Annotated in this window: 21 protein-coding genes; 11 read left to right on the top strand and 10 right to left on the bottom strand. The window is 52.6% G+C overall.

The genetic code is table 11. The features are described 5' to 3' along the window. The first annotated feature begins 444 nt into the window (after positions 1-444). The 3 genes from RSX24_RS31265 to RSX24_RS31255 all read left to right on the top strand — a co-directional run bounded on the left by RSX24_RS31265 (position 445) and on the right by RSX24_RS31255 (position 1,707). Positions 445-741, top strand: coding sequence for a hypothetical protein (locus RSX24_RS31265; protein WP_343262783.1), 297 nt, complete (start codon positions 445-447; stop codon positions 739-741). 177 nt (positions 742-918) lie between these two features. Next, the gene (locus RSX24_RS31260) at positions 919-1,074 is read left to right on the top strand and encodes a hypothetical protein (protein ID WP_343262782.1); all 156 of its coding nucleotides are present in this window, start codon (positions 919-921) and stop codon (positions 1,072-1,074) included. A gap of 93 nt (positions 1,075-1,167) precedes the next feature. Further along, positions 1,168-1,707 (top strand): GNAT family N-acetyltransferase, encoded by a 540-nt coding sequence (locus RSX24_RS31255; RefSeq protein WP_236421536.1) that lies wholly within the window; start codon positions 1,168-1,170, stop codon positions 1,705-1,707. Positions 1,708-1,823: 116 nt separating this feature from the next. Here the strand turns inward: RSX24_RS31255 and RSX24_RS31250 are convergent, their stop codons facing one another. Beyond that, on the bottom strand, positions 1,824-2,600 hold the full coding sequence (locus RSX24_RS31250; protein ID WP_236421537.1) for a Crp/Fnr family transcriptional regulator: 777 nt from the start codon (positions 2,598-2,600) through the stop codon (positions 1,824-1,826). A 317-nt stretch (positions 2,601-2,917) separates the two neighbouring features. Here RSX24_RS31250 and RSX24_RS31245 point away from each other — a divergent pair, with 317 nt between their 5' ends. From RSX24_RS31245 to chrA, 6 genes are all read left to right on the top strand, one after another. Beyond that, entirely contained in the window at positions 2,918-3,349 is a 432-nt protein-coding gene (locus RSX24_RS31245; protein WP_236421538.1) for a GAF domain-containing protein, read from the top strand. A gap of 146 nt (positions 3,350-3,495) precedes the next feature. Continuing rightward, positions 3,496-4,146, top strand: a complete 651-nt coding sequence (locus RSX24_RS31240; protein ID WP_236421539.1) for a response regulator — start codon at positions 3,496-3,498, stop codon at positions 4,144-4,146. Further along, positions 4,139-5,251, top strand: a complete 1,113-nt coding sequence (locus RSX24_RS31235; protein ID WP_343262781.1) for a PAS domain-containing sensor histidine kinase — start codon at positions 4,139-4,141, stop codon at positions 5,249-5,251. The genes RSX24_RS31240 and RSX24_RS31235 overlap by 8 nt, the downstream gene beginning before the upstream one ends. Positions 5,252-5,487: 236 nt before the next feature. Continuing rightward, positions 5,488-5,982 (top strand): chromate efflux transcriptional regulator ChrS, encoded by a 495-nt coding sequence (gene chrS, locus RSX24_RS31230; protein ID WP_236421541.1) that lies wholly within the window; start codon positions 5,488-5,490, stop codon positions 5,980-5,982. Positions 5,983-5,994: 12 nt separating this feature from the next. Next, a complete protein-coding gene (chrB, locus tag RSX24_RS31225) occupies positions 5,995-6,582 on the top strand; it encodes a chromate efflux transporter ChrB (protein WP_236421542.1) in 588 nt (195 codons plus the stop codon). A 3-nt stretch (positions 6,583-6,585) separates the two neighbouring features. After that, complete coding sequence (gene chrA, locus RSX24_RS31220; protein ID WP_343262780.1) at positions 6,586-7,131, top strand: chromate efflux transporter ChrA; 546 nt, start codon at positions 6,586-6,588, stop codon at positions 7,129-7,131. Between the two features lie 110 nt (positions 7,132-7,241). Here chrA and RSX24_RS31215 read toward each other — a convergent pair whose 3' ends face one another. The 4 genes from RSX24_RS31215 to RSX24_RS31200 form a co-directional block, all read right to left on the bottom strand. Beyond that, on the bottom strand, positions 7,242-9,614 hold the full coding sequence (locus RSX24_RS31215; protein WP_339275703.1) for an Ig-like domain-containing protein: 2,373 nt from the start codon (positions 9,612-9,614) through the stop codon (positions 7,242-7,244). Positions 9,615-9,945: 331 nt separating this feature from the next. After that, entirely contained in the window at positions 9,946-11,076 is a 1,131-nt protein-coding gene (locus RSX24_RS31210; RefSeq protein WP_343262784.1) for a glycoside hydrolase family protein, read from the bottom strand. Positions 11,077-11,186: 110 nt separating this feature from the next. Continuing rightward, a complete protein-coding gene (locus RSX24_RS31205) occupies positions 11,187-13,118 on the bottom strand; it encodes a glycosyl hydrolase (protein ID WP_343262779.1) in 1,932 nt (643 codons plus the stop codon). Between the two features lie 62 nt (positions 13,119-13,180). Beyond that, positions 13,181-15,133 (bottom strand): heparinase II/III family protein, encoded by a 1,953-nt coding sequence (locus RSX24_RS31200; protein ID WP_343262778.1) that lies wholly within the window; start codon positions 15,131-15,133, stop codon positions 13,181-13,183. A gap of 510 nt (positions 15,134-15,643) precedes the next feature. Here RSX24_RS31200 and RSX24_RS31195 point away from each other — a divergent pair. Next, positions 15,644-15,898, top strand: coding sequence for a hypothetical protein (locus RSX24_RS31195; protein WP_236421437.1), 255 nt, complete (start codon positions 15,644-15,646; stop codon positions 15,896-15,898). 138 nt (positions 15,899-16,036) lie between these two features. Here the strand turns inward: RSX24_RS31195 and RSX24_RS31190 are convergent, their stop codons facing one another. From RSX24_RS31190 to RSX24_RS31170, 5 genes are all read right to left on the bottom strand, one after another. Next, on the bottom strand, positions 16,037-16,378 hold the full coding sequence (locus tag RSX24_RS31190; protein ID WP_339275700.1) for a KGG domain-containing protein: 342 nt from the start codon (positions 16,376-16,378) through the stop codon (positions 16,037-16,039). Positions 16,379-16,538: 160 nt separating this feature from the next. Beyond that, the gene (locus RSX24_RS31185; RefSeq protein ID WP_343262777.1) at positions 16,539-17,195 is read right to left on the bottom strand and encodes an SGNH/GDSL hydrolase family protein; all 657 of its coding nucleotides are present in this window, start codon (positions 17,193-17,195) and stop codon (positions 16,539-16,541) included. Positions 17,196-17,379: 184 nt separating this feature from the next. Then, complete coding sequence (locus tag RSX24_RS31180; RefSeq protein ID WP_343262776.1) at positions 17,380-18,186, bottom strand: NAD-dependent epimerase/dehydratase family protein; 807 nt, start codon at positions 18,184-18,186, stop codon at positions 17,380-17,382. A 206-nt stretch (positions 18,187-18,392) separates the two neighbouring features. After that, entirely contained in the window at positions 18,393-18,722 is a 330-nt protein-coding gene (locus RSX24_RS31175) for an AzlD domain-containing protein (protein WP_236421441.1), read from the bottom strand. Then, positions 18,713-19,438 (bottom strand): AzlC family ABC transporter permease, encoded by a 726-nt coding sequence (locus RSX24_RS31170; RefSeq protein WP_236421470.1) that lies wholly within the window; start codon positions 19,436-19,438, stop codon positions 18,713-18,715. Before RSX24_RS31170 ends, RSX24_RS31175 begins: the two co-directional genes overlap by 10 nt. A 350-nt stretch (positions 19,439-19,788) precedes the next feature. On the opposite strand from RSX24_RS31170, the gene RSX24_RS31165 reads away from it, so the two are divergent. Then, on the top strand, positions 19,789-21,789 hold the full coding sequence (locus RSX24_RS31165; RefSeq protein ID WP_343262775.1) for a methyl-accepting chemotaxis protein: 2,001 nt from the start codon (positions 19,789-19,791) through the stop codon (positions 21,787-21,789). Positions 21,790-21,798: the final 9 nt, after the last annotated feature.

The following is a 21,798-nucleotide window of genomic DNA, read 5'->3' as shown; positions in this document are numbered from 1 at the left end:
AGCGATTAGCTCATTTTGAATCTGACGAGATAAAATATCTCAATGTCGCTCCGGTTTTCATACAGTCATACGACATGCACCAAAAACCCTCGCATTACTCACTCGTTGTTCAGTTTTCAAAGATCAAACTTCGTTTTTTGTTACCAAGTTGTTGTCCTTAGCAACTCTTATATCTTATCACATCCGAACCAACTTTGCAAGCACTTTTTTTAAGTTTCTTTTTTCGAAGCTTATTTGCTTTGCTTGCCCACCATGTTTCTCGGTGTTTTCTTGGCCGGAAATAGAATATACCATGCTGTGAGAATGATTGCAATACTTAAATAATATTTTTCACCTGTCATTTTCTAACAACGATTTAAAATAGACCATGTATGCTCTATCTTTTCTTGTCGATACTGGATAATATGCAACCCCTCCCCCACTATATTTAAGGAGATGCTGCCTATGAAACTCGTTTTTTTACTATTAATCGTCATCGTTCCTATTTTGATGTTTTGGCTAGCTCGCCGAATCGCATTCCTGGAACGCTTATTTCACGTTCTCGCTCTGTTATCCTTCTATAGTATGGCTGCAGTCATTGCCGGAGACGTTTATGCTACCAATGCCCACAACACTACCTTTACGACTGATATTCATCATTTATTGCTAGACGGGTGGTTTCTCTTTCCCGCAGCCTATCTCGGCGTTTACGCCCCTTACCTCATCTGGATGTGCCTACGATCAACCGGCTCACAAAGATAATGGATGATCTCCTCAAAAAAATGCATCCATTTTTACTGATCTCCATTGCTTTTTGTAGCCGTTCATTGCATAATAGACATATAGTTTGATAATGATTATCATTATTATAGCCAGTCTGTTACTTATTAATCATGCATATGATTTCTGAACACATAGATAAAGGGGTACGAATATCGAATGAATACCGACATGCAAAAAGCCACGCTGCAGCTTGATGATTATCTCGACCTTCTGAATCTGGCAATCCAGCTTGGGGATACGAGATGGCAAAAAGAAATCACCCGCAAGCTTGCCTACAAGTATCCTGCCGATCAATGCAAAACCATGAGATAGTTTTACTCTTGCACACCTACCCATGAACGATTCTTTACCCGAATCGATTCATGGGTTATTTTTATATCATTATATGTAAGAAAGGAGATTGACATGAAGCTTGAAACCGAACGTTTGGTCATCCGCGATATGCTCCAGTCCGATTGGGAACATGTGCATTCGTATTCATCCTTGCCCGAAGTTGCCAAATATGCCTCCTGGGGACCGAACACGGAAGAAGACACCCATCAATACATCCATCATGTTCTAACTCAGCAGCAGCAATCACCAAGGAATGCATACGAGCTCGCCGTTTGTATAAAAGATCAGGATCTGATGATCGGCTCGGTGGCCATTTTTATCGAGAAAACAAATGCCGAGCTGGGTTACGTGCTTCACCCTGAGCATCACGGAAAAGGGTACGCTACCGAAGCCGCTATGGCTCTTCTCGATTATGGATTCAATACACTGGGCGTTCACCGTGTTTTCGCTACCTGCCGCCCAGCCAACAGAGCGTCCGAGCAGGTTATGAAGAGAATCGGCATGCAGCGCGAAGGCCTGCTTCGGGAACATTGGCATTTCAAAGGCGCCTATCATGATTCTTTGCTGTATTCGATTCTCGCCAGTGAGTATGGTCGAAGCCCTGTCGAATAAAACCAATCCAGAAAAGGGCTGACACCCGCTCACGCGAATATCAGCCCTCCTCCAATTTATCCGATGCGACCCCAATCGCCATCAAAACAAAGCAGATACATCCAATCTATTTCCTGTTACAAGCGACACATCTCTTCCGGACAGCTCGGAAACGTCGGGCATCCGCACATGCTGCGCAGAGCTCCAAGATCGCGGATCATTAACTTTCCGTCCTGCGTATCCAGCGTCCCCTGCTCCTTCCATGCACCAAGCATACGTGTGACGCTTTCCCGCGTAGCGCCGATCATTTCGGCCAACTCGGTATGGTTCAGTTTCATGTCCAGCACAATTCCCTCCGGCGTAAATCGACCATACGAGTTGCTGGCACGGATCAGTGTCGAAGCAAGCGCACCCGCCTTGCCGTACAAGAGCAGGTCGCGAAAACGCGACTGGGTGATTCGTTGCGAAAGTGCCATCCATTGCAAAAACTTCAGCGCGAGATCGCCATGTTTGCTAAGAACGCCTTCCAGGTCGCCGAGCGAAATGATCGCCAATTCCCCTTTTTCCGTCATTTCCGCGCTATAGCTATGCGTTTGACCACCGATGCCGCCGAATTCCCCGATCAAATCACCTTTCTGCTGGATCGACAAAATGATTTCTTTCCCGTCTTCCGTCGATTTGGTCATTTTCACCCGGCCTGAGCGGAGGTAGTACAGATATCCGGCTTCATCACCTTCCAGAAAGAGGCTATAACCGGCCTTAACCCGTTTGGATTGCATTTTCGCCTCAATCCACGACCACTGCTCGGCTGTAACAAACGAAAGTATCCCACCTGTCTCCCGCACCATTTTGTTCCCCTCCGTTGGTTCCTGTCCCGTAGCTCGGGTTCCTCTTTCCACGAATACCGTACTCATGACTGTTCCTCCTCGTGTTTCCTTATGATTCCATCATACCGCGAAAATACAGGATTGGTTATCAGGGGATTACCTGAACCTCTGCGATAAATTCCCTGAATTTGCTGTGAGAAATGTCACATCGGTTAATGGTCCGCATTGGCAAGGGTGTCTGCATCTTCGCGTAGAATGCGGCTTCTCTGTCTTTTCAATGCCATAATCGGTAAATACGCAGATTTAAATAGGGGTTTTCCCTGAATTACAAGGCCTTCCGAATTGCCTACAATATATAGTAAGGAACCATCGAAGGTAGCATTTCAAAAAGGAAGTGTCTTCTCATGCATGATGAGTTTTCATTCGACATTCAGGAGATCGTCGATCATTTGCGCGAGCATACATCCAGCGACTTCTGTGGATTGGCTTGCTTGTCCGGAGCAATGCTTCATTGGAAGTTCACGTCGGGCGCAAGCAATGAACGCGTGAAGCGGATGCACATGCGGCCAGGCCAGGATCTCGTGGGCACGGCGCTTCGGACCGGACGTACCGCCATCTCCGATGGACGGACTTCAGGCGACCGTCTTCCCGGGCGCTGCCCATTGATGCTTGCCGAGCGGCTGGTCAGCGCGGTCGTCGTACCTATTTTTGAGAAGAGCAGCGTCCCGGATGCCGTCATTCTTCTCGGAAACAGACAGCCCTGCAGCTTTTCGCCGGATGTTATTCAACTGACCGAGCAGGCAAGCAGGGAATTGCAAACGCTAATGTATGCCTGAAGACGTCGGTTGCCAACCAAGCCTCGTTATCCCGCTAAGGGATAACGAGGCTTTTTAGATGAAAGATTCGAAGAATCAAACTCTGGGTACCTCGCTTTTTTGGTATGATAAGGACAGCAATATGCAAAGGAACAGGAGGAATTGATGTGATTCGTTTGTTGGTCGTAGACGACCACGTTGTTGTACGCTCAGGTCTGATCGCGCTGCTTGACGGAAAAAATGACATACGCATCGTTGGCGATGCAGCAGACGGTGACGAAGCCATCTCAAAGGCTCAGGAATTGAAACCCGACGTGGTGTTGATGGATTTCAGCATGCCGCCGGGCAAAGATGGATTGACGGCAACCGCCGAGCTGAAAAAAATCATGCCGGATCTGTCCATTCTAATACTGACCATGCATGATGACGAAGAATATCTGTTCCGTGCCATCCATGCCGGAGCATCCGGATACATACTCAAAAGCGCTCCGCACGAGGAGCTGTTAGCTGCTATACGCTCGGTTGCAGAAGGAAGCGCCTATCTGTATCCAAGCGCAACCAAACGGCTGATGAGCGAATACCTCGATAAAGCCAAGCAGGAGAACGCCGGGCCGTACGACACGCTGTCCGAACGGGAGAAAGAGATTTTGTCGTGGATCGCCAAAGGTTACGCCAACAAGGAAATTGCCGAGCATCTGGTGATCAGCGTCAAAACGGTCGAAACGCACAAAAGCAATTTAATGGAGAAACTCGGATTGCGCACCAGGCCGGAACTCGTCAAATTTGCAATGAAAAAGGGGCTGTTGAACTTTGAGTAGTGCGCGTCCAAACCGACTCAGCAATCTGGCCGATCAACCGGTTCGCGAGCTGCTTGAAGTGATCGACAACCACATTGCCGATCCTGAATTCCGCAGCAGGCTGAAGGGTTCCCTGCATCAACTCAGCGACTTGAAGTTTGCGTTGGATGAATCGTCCATCGTGGCACTGACAAACAGCCAGGGCAAAATCCAGTACGTTAACGACAAGTTCTGCGAGATTTCGCAGTATCGGCGGGAAGAGCTGATCGGCCAGGATCACCGGATCATCAATTCCGGTTATCACGGCAAACTTTTTATGAAAAATCTGTGGGAAACGATCTCTTCCGGGCAGGTATGGAATGGCGAAATACGCAACCGGGCCAAGGACGGCAGCTATTATTGGGTAAACACAACCATCGTGCCTTTTCTGGACAACGAAGGAAAGCCTTATCAATATCTCGCCGTGCGCAGCGAGGTCACCAAACTGAAAACGGTGGAAGCCGAACTGCAGCAAATGATGACCCAGGTCATGAACATTCAAGAGGAAGAACGCCTTCGCATTTCGAGGGAACTGCATGACGGCATCGGCCAAAGCCTGTTCTCCCTCGTCATCCAAATGGATCGACTGCTGGCCGACCAGCCTCATCCAGGCGTGGAAGCGCTGAGAAAACAGGTTACCGACATCATGGAAGACGTTCGCGGCATGGCCTGGGAACTGCGGCCCTCCGTGCTCGATGATCTCGGCGTCGTTCCTGCAATCCGCACTTATGTTGAAAATTACACCCGCCATTATGGCATTAACGTTCAGTTGGATTGCAATTTGCGCGGTCGGCTGGAGACGAGCCGCGAAATAGCGATGTACCGCATTATCCAGGAGGCATTGACCAATATCGCGAAATACGCGGATGTCTCGGAAGCGGCAGTTAGCGTGGAGGATACTGCAGAGGCCATCGTCGCTACCATTGCCGACCACGGCGCAGGGTTCAGCGCATCGACGGCCGGCAACGGCGTCGGACTGTTCAGCATGGAGGAACGGGCACGCGGAGCAGGAGGCACATTAAAGGTGACTTCCGATCCGGGGGAAGGTACCACCGTAACCCTTTATCTCCCCAAAAAGACGGAATAGAGCATGTTCTTCTAACGGAATGAGCTGCTTGCGGCATGGAACCGCAGGCGGTTTTTTTACTTTGGTATAGGTTACAAATTGCAAACCGGAATTCGGAATAAATTCACATTTTCAATAAATGAATTGACTGGCATTACGATTCGTCAGTAAAATATGGATGCTGCATGCAAAATGTCTTTCCATTTGTTGATTTTCAAATATAACGCAACAAAATGACAGAGAAAGAAGGATCGTTGATGACTAACAAGCGCTCTTCGGAAGGAAGAGAAATTCCGCTCATGCACAACCTGGATGCCATGGATCGAAAAATACTGGCCGCCCTCCATCAGAACAGCCGGATTTCGTATACGGACCTGGGGCAACAAATCGGTTTGTCGCGCGTAGCCGTCCAAGCCCGCATTAATGCTTTATCCGAAAAAGGCATCATCGAACGCTTTACTGTCGTGATCAATCCCGTCAAGGTCGGAATGCAGGTCTCGGCTTTTTTCAATGTAGACGTAGAGCCTCCGTTTCTCGACGAAGTCGCCGAAAAGCTTGATGAAGAGCCGGCGGTGACCAGCCTGTATCATATGACCGGGCCCAGCACGCTGCATATGCATGGCATTTTCGCCGACATGGAAGAGATGGAGCAGTTTTTGCTGGAGAAGCTGTATAAGATGCCCGGCATCGTCAAAGTAGAATCCCAATTGCTTCTGAAGCGTTACAAAAGCCGAATGGGCATGAGACTGTAGGAGGATAACAGCATGAGTTGGAAGGTTTACAGCGGTCTCATCGCAGGCATGGTTAGGACCGGCATTCTTGGTTACGGCGGGGGGCCATCGGTTATTCCGTTAATTCGTTATGAAGCGGTCGTCAGATACAAATGGGTTAGCGACGACGAATTCGGCGAGATTCTGGCCATTGCGAATGCCCTCCCCGGACCGATCGCCACGAAGATGGCTGCTTATCTGGGATATAAAAAACAAGGCGTCTTAGGCGCTATCGTCTCCGTGTTGGCACATGTTCTGCCTACGAGCATCGCTATCATCGCCCTGCTCGGCTCCATGTATGCCCTGCGTGAATCCAAAGTGGTCGCCGGCATGGTTGCGGCGGTTCGCCCGGTCATTTTCGTCATGCTCGGCATGATGGCCTACGAATTTGCTAAAAAGGCATGGTCAGGCCTTGGCAAAATATTCGCCATCCTGTTCGGCGTCATTGCCTTCGTGCTGCTGCAGCTGCTCGACATTCATCCAGGCATCGTCGTGGCGGTATTTCTCGGGTATGGCGTCTTCCATCTCGATCTCGTTCAGCGCTACAAAGCAAAGCGCAGCTCCGACAAGGAGGTGTCCTAACCGATGATTCAGACTTGGTGGGAATTGTTTTGGGGATTTTTTGTAGCCAACGTGCTCGGTTACGGGGGCGGCCCGGCTTCCATCCCTTTGATGCAGGAAGAGGTCGTCAACCATTATGGCTGGATGACCAGCGAACAGTTCGGTGACGTGCTCGCCATCGGCAATGCGCTCCCCGGTCCGATCGCTACCAAAATCGCCGCCTTTGTCGGCTATCAGGTGGCAGGCTGGTTCGGAACAATCATTGCCAGCTTTGCCACGATCGTGCCGTCGGCAGCCGCTTTGATTTTGCTGCTCAGACTGCTCAACAAATACCGGACCTCGCCCAAAGTAAAAGGCATGACCTTGCTCGTGCAGCCAGTCATTGCCGTGCTTATGATCCTGCTCACCTGGGAGTTCGGGCAAGTATCCGCGAATTCGATCGGCATCTGGCAAACGTTAATCATTTCAGGCATTTCGCTATGGGTCATGACCAAAACCAAGCTGCATCCCGCCATTCTCATCGTTATTGCTTTTGCATACGGCGCCTTGGTTTTGTCCCATACGATGTAGTTATAAGTTGCTGCATACGTTCCAATACAAAAAGGGGTACCCGCCTAATGCGAGTACCCTTTTTCTTTATCTTTTCTAGTCGGTGCATGTGAATGCGGGTAATGCTCGCATTACTTCGCTTCCACAATAACCGTCACTTTGGTTTTTTTGCCGGCAAAGCTCACGGTAATGGTCGCTTTCCCTTTGCCGTTTGCTTGAATGACGCCATCCTTCACGGTTGCGGCGGCAATCTTGGAAGACGTCCATAGGGCCGGCTTGGATACGTCGGCTTCCGATCCGTCCGCATAAGTTGCGGTAGCTACTACCGTCACTTTGTCGCCCGGTTTCATCGTAAGCGTTACTTTATCGGTTTGCAAATACTTGAGCGTATCTACGTCAACGGCGACGCTCACCGATTTGCTGCCGTATTTGGCGGTTACTTTCGCTTTGCCGTAACCGACGGCCTTTACTTTGCCTTTGCTTACTTGAGCAACCTTGTAACTATTTGTCTTCCAGTCGGCTTTGTCGGTTACATCCCGCTCGGTGCCATCGCCCAGGATTGCGGTCACGGTGATCTCTCCCGAATCTCCGGATTTCATGGACAATGCCGGAACGGAAGCCACGAGGCGGGTAATCACGTCCACTTCTACTTGAATCGTCACTTTTTGTGAGCCGTATTCAGCCGTGATGTTCGCTTTACCGCTCGCGTTAGCCGTAATAACGCCTTTCTTGACGTCAGCAACGCGGGAGTTGCTCGATTTCCAAGTGGCTTCCGTCGTTACCACCTGCGTCAATCCATTCTCGTCCGTTGCCGTCAACACGATTTGCTGGGTTTCTTTGGCGGACATCACCACATAGTTCAAATCTGCTTCAAGTCCGCTGGCCATGCCAACTTCAACCGGCAGCGTAAGGGATTTTCCGCCGATTTTGGCGGTGATGGTTGCTTTACCTACTGCAACACCGGTAACGACACCTTTGCTGTCGACCTCAGCGATTTTCTCGCTGCTGCTGCTCCACTCCGCCTCCTCGGACACATCCTTGGACGTTTCGCCGTAGACGGCAAGTACTTTGGCGTTAAATTTGCCGCCAACGGAAACGGAAGCCTTTTTCTGTTCCATTTGATACTTGTCCGGAACGTCCACATTCACGGTGAATTTGGATGTTTTGCCGCCGTATGCCACGGTAATTGTTGCCGTACCGGATTTGTAAGCGATCAAGTCGCCTTCGGAAACGTAAACTACGTCCGCATCGCTGGATGTCCAGGTTGCTTTTTTAGTCACGTCCTCTGTGCTGCCATCGATATATTCCGCTTTGGCTTCAAGCGTCTTGGTTTTGGTGGAATCCCCGAGACTCATTGTCAATTTTTCTTCTACGCCTTTAATGTCGAGATATCGTGCCGTATCCACGTCTACGGCGATTTCCACCGATTTATCCCCGTATTTTGCTTTAATTGTAGTCGATCCTGCACCCACCGCCGTAATTTTGCCTTGGTACACGGTGGCTACTTTCTCGTTGCTGGAAGTCCACTCGGCTTGAGTGGTCACGTCTACATCCGCACTGTTTGGATACGAAGCGGTCAGAGTCATGCTTGCCGTTTTATTGGTATCGGCCAGGCGGAAGAAAATGCTTTGTTTCTCCACGCTGATCTTGCTTGTCAGGTCTACGTCTACATCGATCGTTACCGATTTGGTACCATAGCTTGCCGTAATTTTCGCAGAACCGGCAGCATAACCGGTGATTTTGCCTTGAATGGCGTCAGCCACTTTCTCATTGCTGGAGGTCCACTCGGCCAGCGTCGTAACGTCTTTGGTGGAACCGTCCGGATAGGTCGCTGTCAGTTTGACATCTTCACTTTTGTCCAACAGCAAGCTGATTTTCTTTTTGTCCACATCGACACGTTTAACAACCTCGACGTTGACATCCACGGTGACGCTTTGTTTACCGACTTTACCCGTAATTACTGCCGTACCGGCGCTTTGTCCGGTAACTTTGCCGTTGACGACCGTAGCAACCTTCTCGTTGTCGGAAGACCATTCCGCAATTTTGGAAGCTTCGGTATCTGTCGAATTGTCGCTGTACGTTGCCGTCAGGGCGATCTCTTTGGTGTCGCCGGTCCGCAAATCAAGGGTCTGCACGTTCTTGGACAGTGCTTTGACCTTTTTCGTGACATGCACGGTCAACGTTTGGCTTTTACCTTGATACGTAGCCGTAATTGTAGCTTCTCCTTCTTTTTTGGCTGTAATCGTCCCGCTATACACGGAAGCAATAGCATCCGAATTACTGCTCCAATCGGAGCCGAGCGTTACGCTTGCCGACGAATTATCGCTATATACACCCGTCACCGTCACTGAACCGGAGTCACCCACTTCAAGAGACAGCTCATTCTTGGATAAGACGATTTTGGACAACTCTTTGTCTGCCGCAGCGACCATGCCTACGTTGGAAATACTCAAAATCATTACCAGCATCAACACCATGTACTTGGTCCATCTTGGCTTAAACATCATTTCCCCCCTGAATGCGATCATTTTTTTCCATATCTTTAATGTCGGCATGAACTTTCCAGATGTTTAGACTTTCGGTGGATTTTTAGGAAAACAACACGAAAAGCACCGTCTTCTTAAGGGAACCGCATGTATGCCCAGCATGCCTGTGATCCGCGCATATCTGATCCGGAAATACCGCAAGTTTGGCCCAAGCGAAAGAGCCGTCCCGAAAGACAGCTCCCCCTACAGAACATATTAAAAACAGGCCATGCGACATGGGGATGCCTCGCTCGCTCCTGACGGTTGCATGCATTCACCCTTCGGCTGAACAACCATGAACCCCGGGAATTTAGAACCATCCTTCCCGCCCGCGCAGCTTCGCCAGCGTTTCCATATAGAAGTAGTCGCCATAGATAATCGGCACGTTCAGGCCGCGCCGTTCAGGGTAATGCACGGTTCCCTGCAGGATCAGCCCCTCCTCCGCGGACGAGGCCCCGGAGCTGTAGCGCTCGTATAAGCCGCGCGCGATGCGCTCTCCGGCTGCGGCATATGCCTCGCCTCGCGGCGACAGCCTCGCCAGCTCCAACAGTCCGCTGGCAGCGATGGCCGCAGCGGACGAGTCCCACGCCACCTGATGCTCGGCAGGTGCGCGAAAATCCCATGGCGGCACGATGTCTTCCCCGAGCATGGCGAGGAAGACATCGGCCGCGCGCTCCGCTGTCTCCAGATAGCGGGCTTCGCCCGTGTACCGGAAAGACAGCGCAAACCCATACAGCGCCCAGGCGTTGCCCCGCGCCCAGGCGGAACCCGGAGCATGGCCCTGCCCGCCATGCTCCCGTACCTTCTGCCCCGTGGTCGGATCGAATTCCACCACGTGGCAGATGGACCCGTCGCCGCGGACGAATTCGCGCGCGACGGTATCGGCATGCGCTTCGGCCAGCCAGCGGAAGCGCGGGTCGCCGCTCTCCTCGGATGCCCAGTAGAGCAGCGGCAGGTTCATCATGCTGTCGATGATCGCCACGCCGCGCGTATCCATGGCCGCCGAATCGAAATTCCAGGCACGGATGAACCGTCCCCGCACATGGAAGCGGGCGGCGAGCAGGTTGGCCGCAAGCAGCCCGCGCCTCCGTCCGTCCGCGTTTCCGGTTTGGCGGTAATGGGCAACGCCGCTAAGCAGCCAGACGAAGCCAAGGTCGTGATCCACCAGATCCGGATCACGCAAACAGACCTCCAGCTGTTCTTCGCAACTCAACGCGATCCGGTACAATGAATCGGCTTCCTGAGCCGTTCCCGCTTCCCTCTGCACAAGCCACAACAGTCCCGGCCAGAACCCTGCCGTCCACCACTCCGGCGCGTTCTGGTCATATTCCCCCTGAATCGAGGTATGCGGGAACGTATCCTTGATCCGCTGCGCGTTTCTGACGGTTTTAAGCGCTCCCTGCTGCCATGCCTCTTCTGCCCAATTCGTTTCTTCTGCCATAGCTGCCATTGTAATACTCCCCCTTTACCTTTTCTTTACGTGCTACCACTTGACAACATCACCAAGCCGCTCATTAAGCACCTGCATTCCCCTGAAAGAGAAGCACCCCATCATGCCTTCCCTGTTAACGCGCCCAGTTCCACCGTAAACGTCAACGTGCGGCTCCCCGGCACTTCCATTCTGGCGAATCGCAGAAGGCCATTCCGCGAGGCCACCGTGCCGTCCTGAACATGCACTCGCCCGATGCTGTCCACCAATTTCGATTCTGCATAGGCCCCGCGGAATTCGGTACGCACACGATTGGCGGAACAAGTGATCTCTGCCTGCTGCTCACCGTCGCCGAACATGAGCGGAATGACAGCACCCGCCGCCTGAATCTGCCCCTCGAACTCGTAGGTGATCTGCAGCAGTCCCTGCTGCTGCAAGACATGCATACGCAGTTCTTGCAATCCTTGCAGCGGGCCATGCCACTCCAGCGTGAATGAATTACGGCAAAAATGTTCCCGAGCCCGCTCGCCATGGAATGCTTCCGATTCCACCTCCAGCTTGACCGAGCCTCCACCGAGTGCCGGATCGATGCCTGCATCCCTGTCGTATTCCGCGCCGGACGAAATTCCCTCTGCCAGCGTATGCCACTGTCCGTCAGGCGTCTGCCAAGCCGGGCAATAACTTAACGGCAGCGTCTCCCCTTCGCCGAACTCGGTGAATCCCGCATTCGCATGTCCAGCCGCTGCGGGACCGATGCCTCCAGGCAACCCCTGTTGATGAATGCGAACCAGGCCCGGCACCGTGTAGGGATCATTTAGCGCGGTATGCAGGATGATCTGCTGACCCGGTACTGAAGCGGAAATCATCTCGAACCAGCCGTCCATCTGAAGCACGCGTGCGCCAACCTCGGAAGGGATCGGCCGCTCCTTCAGCCCGTCCCCCGGATCACATAGATATGCATTGGCTAATGCCGCCACCGTCCACAAGTTATAGCAGGTATGATTCGTATATACCTCATATCCGTGTCGTTTCTCCGGAGGGTAGAAATTTCGAACGATATGCAAGCGTCCGTCTTCCATGCTCCAGCGGGCCACGGCATCGAAGCACAAGTTGGCGGCGCGGGCAAAAATGCCGGCCATTCCGCGATCCCTGGCCTTCAATGCAGCCGAAGCCTGGCTCGCAAACACGGACGCGGCAGCCGCTTCGTTCCACTGATGCTGGGAACTGCGTCCCCGCGGGGGAATCTCTCCGAGCGGCGAGAGCGTAAGCAGCGAGGAAAAGGCACCGTGCCGCAGACATTCGGCAAGTGCAGGGGCGCACTCCCCCTCATATCCGGCATCAATCATGATGCCCAGATGGTAACGCGTAGCGATGTCATAGGCGAGCGGGCAATTCGGACGATCGAGCGGGCCGTCCTGATAAAGGCCGAGCGGCGTGAACCGCGTCAGATGATACGCGCTTAAATAACGGTCCATCCATTCGGTCCCTTCCCCGGCCAGTCCTTCCTTCCAACGCAGAACCTCGCCCGAAATCATGATGGCATTCCAATTGATCATACGGTTCGGATTGTTCATTTTGCTCATCGTAAATACATAGTCCCGTTCCGGCTCAATCTGTCTTAACATCCCGGCCCAAACCTCCGCTTGCTCAGGCAAGAAGGGTTTGAGCAGCATATAAGCGCGCATCATCAAGACTGGAAAAAAATCCGGATGGGAATCCGGAGCTTCCCCTTGCACGACGGCCGATATGCTTCGCGTGAGGGCGGCCGACGCTGAGGGCAGCAGATCCGCATGGCCTTCCTTAACCAACACGGCCGCCGCCATCGCATAAGCCGGGGTTGAGTAATACCGCTCCCTGCCTGAGTATGGGTCTTCGATCGCCCCATTTTCCTGTTGATAAACCCTGTACGCACGCACAATTTGTTCAATGAGCGCCAATTTCCGCTTGCGATTCCATCCGGTCGGTTCAATCCCATCCGCCTGCGCCGACAATGCCCGAAACTCCTCCAGCTCCCGCTTCCAAGGATAAGAAGTCCCAGCTGTATACGTTAACAAGAGACAGACCTCCTTAAGATCGGATTTTCCCTTTTGCTGTCACAACTCGCACAACCCCATCGCTATCCTTTGCCGCCTTCACCTCGCGGGGATACGACAAATCTCATCTTGCATTCGGTGACCGGCGAGCCGGGGCCAGCTCCTTGCCCGGATTCAGGCATCGACCCCGCCCGGCTCAAAGACAATGCCGTTCGATACAATCTCAACGGGCGGTGATCATGATCCACGGCATCCAATACCTCAACCTTTGCATCCCAACAAGCAGCGTCGTAATGCAAGGTCACGGCAGCGCGTCGGCCCGCCCATCGAATCCGTCCACGCTCCGATACCGGCTCGAATCTGCTAATCAGGTGTTCAACCACGAAAGGAAGCGCCTGACGTTTCCCGCCAGTGTTCTCATCGATTGCGTTCTTCCATACGAATCGATCTTCCACAACCAATTCCGCATCCTCGCTTCCTCTTGGACCGTTCCACTTCAAATGACGGAAGCAGGCTGCAAGGTTATTCGCTTCCCCGTAGGCCGACGTTAGGTCGAAGGCGATCTCCGCCCTTCCCGGCGAAGTTACATCCGCCGCCAGCGTATGCGCGGCTGCATTCCGTCCCGACACCTGATAGGTGCCTTCGATGACCGGAACGCTGTGCCCCTGCGAGCCGATCTGCATGATCGATTCGCGTCCCGGCGAAAAATAAGCTTTGGTGTACTCTCCCGAACCCGGATCGCAGAGAATCGTTTCTCCGCCTGCATGCAGAAGAAAGTGCCCCAGATCATTATGGTTATGAGGCTCATCATTGTGCCCGCCCTTGACCGAAAAAGCAGCTGTCCAACTTGCGCCATTCTCTGCCTGCACCGTCCCTCGGGAAATCGTCCATGACAAGTTTTCCAAATGGACCGTTGTCGCCTGGTTCGCAGGTTGGCCTTCTGCCGCAAACCAAACCGGATCGCTCCACAGCACGTTGCGCATGGTATGTGCCCAGCGGCGGCAAGGATCGCCCGTCAGCAGCGGCAGCTCAAAAGGGAGACTTGCCGGCTTGCCGGTATGGGAAGCCCAATAGGACAACAAGCCTGATGGGAGCACCTCCCGTTCCCGGCTATCCGAATAGTTGACGAAGATGCCCTCCGATAAATGAATACGGCGAGGATAAGCGGCAATGGCTTCGATTTTCGGACCGGACAGCAGATCAAGTTCTCCCCCGCTGAACAAATGAAGCATGTCGGCATAATACGTATAAAATCCGAAACCGTACACCCAATAGCCGATGCCTTCCGCACATCCGCCATCCATGCCGTAGCCGCTCAGAAAAGCCTCCATGGAACCAAGCGTTCTCCGGACTGCCGCTGCAAGCAGCTCCTCGTCTTCCACAAGCAGCAATGCCGCAATACCGCATCCCCCGCTGCATACCGCCGACCAGTTATGGTCCGCACTCTCCCAACCGAATGGGGCATTGTCCCGGTACAACGGAGCGAATATGCGCCGATCAATCTCCCCGCGTACAAGCCTGCCGACGCGTTCATCCAGCTCATCGCCCAGCATGACGACCATTTCCGCCAGCATTTGGGCCGTTTCAGCGGCGAACAGGTCGATCTGTATCCCCGACCGCGCCTCCTCACCGGCACCGACATGGGCCGGCAAACACCAGGTCAGCTCCTGGCACACGTTCCAGATCAGATCTTCCAGCAAAGCCAGCCTTTCCGGCTCCGGTGAAAATGCAGCCAGCAGACCGGTCGCGACAACTCTCCCCCGCCGTTCGAAATACGCTTGCTCGTATGCCTTGCGCTCACCCGTATCCCTGAATTCGCGATAAAGGGAAAAGCTTAGCTCAGGCATCGCCTCTTCGCGAGCCTTTTGTTCATACGCCAGCAGGTCTGCGCGAAAATCAGAAAAAGCCGCGCTATGGAGCGTATCAGCCACCCGTTCCCTCCAACTCTGCACGCTCTTCAACGCAGCCGGTCTTGCGGTGCGAAGCGCTTGTTTCATCTGATCCGTCGGCCAAGCGAAGCCTGGATGAACAGTCATCGCCATCCCTCCCCGTTTTATGTAACCGATTTCATTCTAGCCCATCACGTCGCAAAAATGAAGGGGATTTCCGAAACCAGATATTTATTGATAAAACTGCGTAAAATAATCATATTTCCTGCAACTCCTACACAGACGGATCGAATTCGTCCGATGTTTCCCCAACGACACAGGGAGACAATGACACTGGAAATTTTATGGCTGGAATAGGAAAAAAGGTGCAACCTTTTGACCCGCTACCTCGTACATGTCATTGTCGATCAGCATCAGATCGTGCCTTTTTATTCATTTTATAAGGATAGGTGAACAACACTGTATCATGAATTTTTCCGCCAAGCGGCAGACGATCTTGTACAGCGCTCCGGAAGCCGGGTTCATGTCCGCATCGAACCATGTTTTCCGGATGGACGTCTAGTCGGCGGCAAATACCATGCTGCCAGCCATACGGTTTTTCTTTACGTAGAAGAAATCATAGAGCAATGCAAGCTGCTTTTCGGTTCGCTCGAACCTTTGAGATCCTATATACGCGTCATCCTGGCTCATGAACTGGGGCATGCCGAGGACAACGAGCTGGAGTATCTGTCAGGACTTCTCGATACGTCGTCTGCTCCTGCGGATCGGTTCAGAGTGATGCTGCACATCGAAGAAAACGCGTGGAGATATGCGGAAGCACTGCTCCCGGATATCGATCCGATATTTCTGCGCACCATCGTTGACGAGTCCTTGTTCAGCCATCGCCAAGCTGTGGAGCAGCATATTGCCTGAGTATGGCTTCCGTCACTTTCATGGATGCCGTTTGAAATACCGCCAAATGAACAAGGCCGGATTTCACCCCGTTCGTTCGGGTTGAAGTCCGGCCTTGTTTATTTTTTAGTCAGGGCCGTTCATGTCCTGACCAGGTCTTTAATCGTTTCGATTACGGGCTCGGGCCTGTCCGCCTTTGCGCCCGGCTTCCTCGCGACTCATTTTGCCATCGTCATTGTCCTGGTTGTTTCCGCTCGCACGACCGCCTTCACGGCCGATCTCCTGGTAAAACTCTCTGCCATGGTTGTTGGAAGTCGCTTCTCCGCCTTTACTGCCGATCTCTTGGTAAAACTCGCGATCATGCGAATTGGACGTCGCCTCTCCGCCTTTGCTGCCGATTTCTTGATAAAACTCGCGGTCATGGTTTCTTGAGGTTGCTTCTCCACCCTTACGTCCTGCTTCTTCACGGCTCATTTTTCCGTTTTGATTGTTTTGTGCCATTTGAATTCACTCCTTATCGGGTATTGAATATAATGTGCTACGATTTTTATTTACCCCTCCTATTGTTATTTAAACATTTTATTTCTAAAAATGGTTTTAATAGTTGAAAACAATTAAAAAGCAGAGGGCATGTCATATGCCTCTCTGCTCGCCTGCCTTGCTATTGGATTTTCAACGGACTTTCCTGCACGATCTTCAGCCACTGCCGTGCCATCAGCTCGTGTCCTGCTGCCGTCGGATGAACGCCATCCCAGAGCCAGTATGCGGCGTCGGCCTGCTTCAGAGCATCGTCGAACACCTGCTGCAGCGGCACGAACACGGCCCCGAATTCCTCCGCCAGCCCGGCAACGATTCGCTTGTAAGCAGCCATTTTCCTCTCCCAGACGTCCCATTGTTCCGCTGGCGCGCCCGTGTTCAGGATGAACGGCTCCATCAAAACCAGACCGGTATCCGGCAGCACTTCACGCGTCTCTTCGAGCAGATGGCGATAAGCGCGTTCGAAACGATCCGTAATGCCGCTCGCTTCCCCGTTCATCGTGCGCCAAAGATCGTTTACGCCGATCAAAATACTCAGGAGCTCCGGCTTCAGGCTGATCGTATCCTCGTTCCAACGTGCGTACAGATCGGAAGCGCGATCCCCGCTAATGCCCCTGTTATAGAAAATCGGCTGCTTGCCTGCCAATTCCATGCCCAGCTTGCTGGAGATGAGGTACGCATAACCGTGGCCCAGGAAATGGTTCGGATCGTCATTGCGCGAGCGGCCTCCATCGGTAATCGAATCTCCCTGAAACAAAATAACGGACGGACTTTTCACCATGATATGTTCTTTCCTTCCTCGCTATGTAAAATGAACTTCGATAACGCCCTGTTTCCATTGTAGACCTTTCCCGTCCAATAGAAAATAGCGTTTTCATATTCATTTGCCGAGGCCGATATCATGGTTCTCCGAAAGTTCCGACGTTCAAACGAATTCCTGTTACTCTCCTTTGACAAAGGGGCCATTACCGTTTCGGTGGATCCTTGGCCACATATCCCCCGCCCTGATACGGCGTCTCGTCCTGCTTATCCGGTTCTCCCCTGCGTTTTGCCTCTTCCCATAGCACCGAAGCGTCATCCTCGGGGCGATATCCGATGCTGTCCGCCAAATCGCTGATATCGTAATAGTTGTCGGCATTGGCCGAGGTTCCGTACAGATTGAAGAATCTCATGGACTCGTCCGCTTCGATGCAGCATGAAGCCAGCTGCACCATGTCTCTGGGCGAAATCCAAATATGCGAAGCTCGCTCGGAATGCGGGTGATTGTCTCCGGAAAAGTTGCCTATACGGATATTGAAGGAGGACAGACCGTATTTGTCGGCATAATACCTGCCGAGCAGCTCAATGTAACATTTGCTGAGCCCATAGAAGCTGTCCGGACGGTACGGGTCATCTGCCTCGATCGCCTCGCCTGTTTTGTAGAAGCCCGTCGCATGATTGGAGCTGGCAAATATAACGCGTTTCACTCCGTTCAGCCGGGCTGCTTCATATAAATGGTAGGCTCCGGTCACGTTAATCGGCAGCACCTTGCCCAAAAAGTCCTCCTCGTCCTTCGCCCACGCAATGTGCAGCACCGTGTGTACACCTTCGGTCAATTCCCGCAAACGCGAGGCATCCGTCACGTCCAGCGCAACGATGCCTGCATCATGATCCGGCCGCAGATCGGCCGCCACGATTTCATACCTGTCCAATGCCTGCAACCCATCCAGCAATGCGCGTCCAATAACGCCGGCTGCGCCGGTGATCAACAATTTTCGCCTTGGTAACTCCATCTCTCTTGCTCCCTTCCCTGGTGAAGTCAGACGTTAAACCCAATGGTCAGGTACGCCATATGTTTCATTATTAACCGAAGAAAAGAGGGAATTACCCGTAGGCTTAGATGAATGATCGGCATCTGTCCGTCTGCCACATTTTCGCACGCTGCCCCGAGCCGCTTTTCATTGGTTGCGAAGCGCCTGCAACCCGCTCAATGCTGCATTTACCCTAACCAGTAGCGCAAAACCATCATGGCAACAATGCCGACAAGCACCGTTCCGAGCAGACTGCGCGTCCAGATGGCCACGGCAAACGTAGGGAGCGCTGCCCACAACGCAGCATTTTGCGTAATAGGGATAAGCTGGTTACCCGACATAAACAATTCCTGACCGATGAGTGCCGCCATGACCGCTACGGGCACATACTCCAACCAGCGTAGAAGCCAACCCGGAATCGGTATGCGGCTGAAGAGCATGAGCGGCAGCACACGCGGCAGGAAGGTCAGCAGCGCCGCCCCCATAATGATCCAGAATACGTCCCATCTTATTTCCATCGTTCCATTAGCACCCCCATCGTTGCAGCGATGACCGCCGCCACAATAATGCTCATGCTGCCCAGCGATGCCATGCTTGCCCCAACGACGCAGACTACGGCAATCACCGCCACGCTGATATGCAATCTTCTGTTTTTCCGCTGGGCGAGTTGAAGCACGATCAGGCCGATAAACATGGCAGGCAGCGCAAAATCAAGCCCCAATCTTTCGGGGTTAGCAATCCATCTTCCGAAATAGGCTCCTGCCATATTGGCGGCAAACCAATTCAGATAGGCTGTAATGTTCAGACCATGCATCCACCGCTGGCTCAGCGACGTGCGTCCGATGGCCCGCGTCATCGCCACGCCGAACGACTCGTCCGTGAGCAGCGAGCCGATCCACATGTTTTTGAGCGGCGTCAGGTGGCGGAAATACGGCGAGATTGCCGCGCTGAGCAGCAGGTGGCGCAGATTGACGAAAAAGATCGTAAATATGATCGCTGCCGCCGACCCGTTGGAGGCCAGCATGCCCGCCGCGATGAACTGCGCGGAACCGGCATACAGAATAAGGCTAATTAACGCCGTTTCCGCCAGGCTAAGCCCGGCCGTCATTTCAATGACTCCTGCGGCGAAGCCGATGCTCAAATATCCGAGAAGGGTTGGAACGCAATCCTTCACGCCCTGCATGAAGGAGGCCTCGTCCAAAGTTTCAGCACGGTACGTTCCATTAGCGTCCATTCCCGGTACCGTTTTATTCAAGTAATGCAACTCCTTTCCGATGTCTTCATCGAATCAAATTATGATGAGGCTGCTTAATTCCAGAAATATACCACAAGTTGGCGGTTTCGAAAGAGACAGATATGCCATATACAGAACAGATATGATCCATAAGAACTAATCCATAGCAACTTTCATGCAAAGCCATTTAAAATTATGTTGAATAAACTCGAAATATGTCATACTATAGCACCAGAACCATCTGAAAATGCATGTTTTTCCAGATGTAGAAATGACTTGGCCTTACATATGGAGATGATGATCACATTTAGGGGCATGCGGAAATGCCATGCCACCGAGGGGGAAATCGGATGAAACAAGGAAAGAAGCACAGGACGGCCAAAGCACTGAAAATGAGAGAAAAACTGATTTTATCGTTTACGCTGGTACTGTTGATCCCAACAATCAGCCTGGGCATCATCTCCTTCCAAACGGCGGAGGCCAAAGTGGAACAAAAGATGTTCGATAGTGCGATGAGCAGCGTCAAGGTACTCAACCAGACTATTGACCAGATTATCGGCGCAACTCAGAAAAACGTCGATCTGCTGGCAAGTCAGCTGGACCCAGGCAACGTCGGCCCTAAGCAGGGCGATGAGACGGACACGATCCGAACGCTTCTGGATGCATACAAAGAAAGCCACAACGATGCGGAACTTGCCTCAATCGGCACGGATAAGGGCGTTTATGTCAATTCTCCGGTTACCGCGGTCAACAAGGCTGGATACGACCCCCGGGAACGCCCGTGGTATCAAGCCGCCATAGCCAACAAGGACAACCCCACAGTCATCACTCCATACATCTCAAGTATCACGAATAATGTCGTTGCCGCAATAGCCCAAACGACGGATGACGGTCACGGCGTTGTTTCGGTCAGTCTATCGTTAGAAGGCCTTGCCAAAACCGTGAACGGTACGAAACTTGGAGAAAAGGGTTATTTCTACATCATTGACGATCAAAATAAGATCATCGTGCATCCCACCGAGAAACCCGGTACCGAAGGCACGATGTCACCGTATAAAGATATTTACGAGCAAAAGAACGGAAACATCTCCTACACCCTGAACGGAAATGCGGAGCATGCCTTCTTTGAAACAAACGCTACGACAGGCTGGACCGTTGTCGGTGTTATCGATGACAGTGAAGTCACGGCATCGGTACGTCCGATTTTGTACACCACCCTGGTTGTTATTGCGATTGCGATCGTTGTAAGCGTCGGCATCATTTTTTGGATCGTGCGATCGGTCACCCGGCCGTTGAACCGTCTGGTCCAGGCCACGAACGAAATCAGCGAAGGCAACTTGGCCATCGAGGTGCCTGTTCAAGGCAACGATGAACTCGGTATGCTTAGCGCCAGCTTTAACAAAATGAGCGAATCCCTCCGCGGAGTCATTCAGGATGTACGGCATACGGCCGAAGAACTAACAGCTTCTTCCGCCCAGCTGGCCGTCAATTCCTCGGAAACGACGAGAGCCACGGAACAAGTCGCCCTGATTACGGAGCAATCCGCCGCCGGCATCGAGAAACAGGCGAGCAGCCTCAAGCATACGGCACATCAAATGAACGAGCTTGCGCAAGGCGTAGGCCAGGTCACCGGTAGCACGCAGCAAGTGTCCGAAGCGGTCATGCATGCCAGCGAACTTGCCCAACAGGGCAATGCAACCATGCAGAGTGCCGTTGCCGAGATGGGTGCGGTAAGCCTGTTGGTGGACAACATGGCCCAAACCTCGGAACGGCTCGGCCGGCATTCGGCGGCCATTGGCGAGATGGTGTCTGCAATCACCGGCATCGCGGCGCAGACCAATTTGCTCGCCCTGAACGCATCCATCGAAGCTGCGCGGGCAGGAGAACACGGCCGGGGATTCGCGGTCGTCGCCAGCGAAGTCCGCAAATTGGCCGAGCAATCCAGTCAATCCGGCCAACATATCGTCGAACTCGTCGCAGCCATTCAGAAGGAAATCGTGCAAGCAAACGAAGAAGCACAGAACGGCAAACGCGAGGTGAGCAGCGGCATGCAATCCGTCCGCTTTGCGGATGAAGCGTTCTCTCAGATCCATCAAGCGATCAACAGCGTAAATACACAGCTCGAAAACATCGCAGCCGCTTCCGAGCAAATGTCTGCGAGCACGGCTGAAGTCGTGAATTCGATCGACCACATTCAGGGAATTTCTGAACAAAATGCCGATGGCACCGAAAACATTTCGGCAGCAACGGAGGAGCAGGTCGCCTCCATGCAGGAAATCTCCTCTTCGGCCGATTCGCTGGCCCATCTGGCGCATAAGCTGCAAAAGCTGGTTGAGCAGTTCAAGCTGTAAGCCGAATTG

Origin of the sequence: Paenibacillus hubeiensis (assembly GCF_032334105.1) — a bacterium.
In the GTDB taxonomy this organism is placed as follows: Bacteria; Bacillota; Bacilli; order Paenibacillales; family Paenibacillaceae; genus Paenibacillus; species Paenibacillus hubeiensis.
The sequence above is the reverse complement of the archived record's forward strand: the minus strand, read 5'-3'. Positions and strand labels throughout refer to the sequence as shown.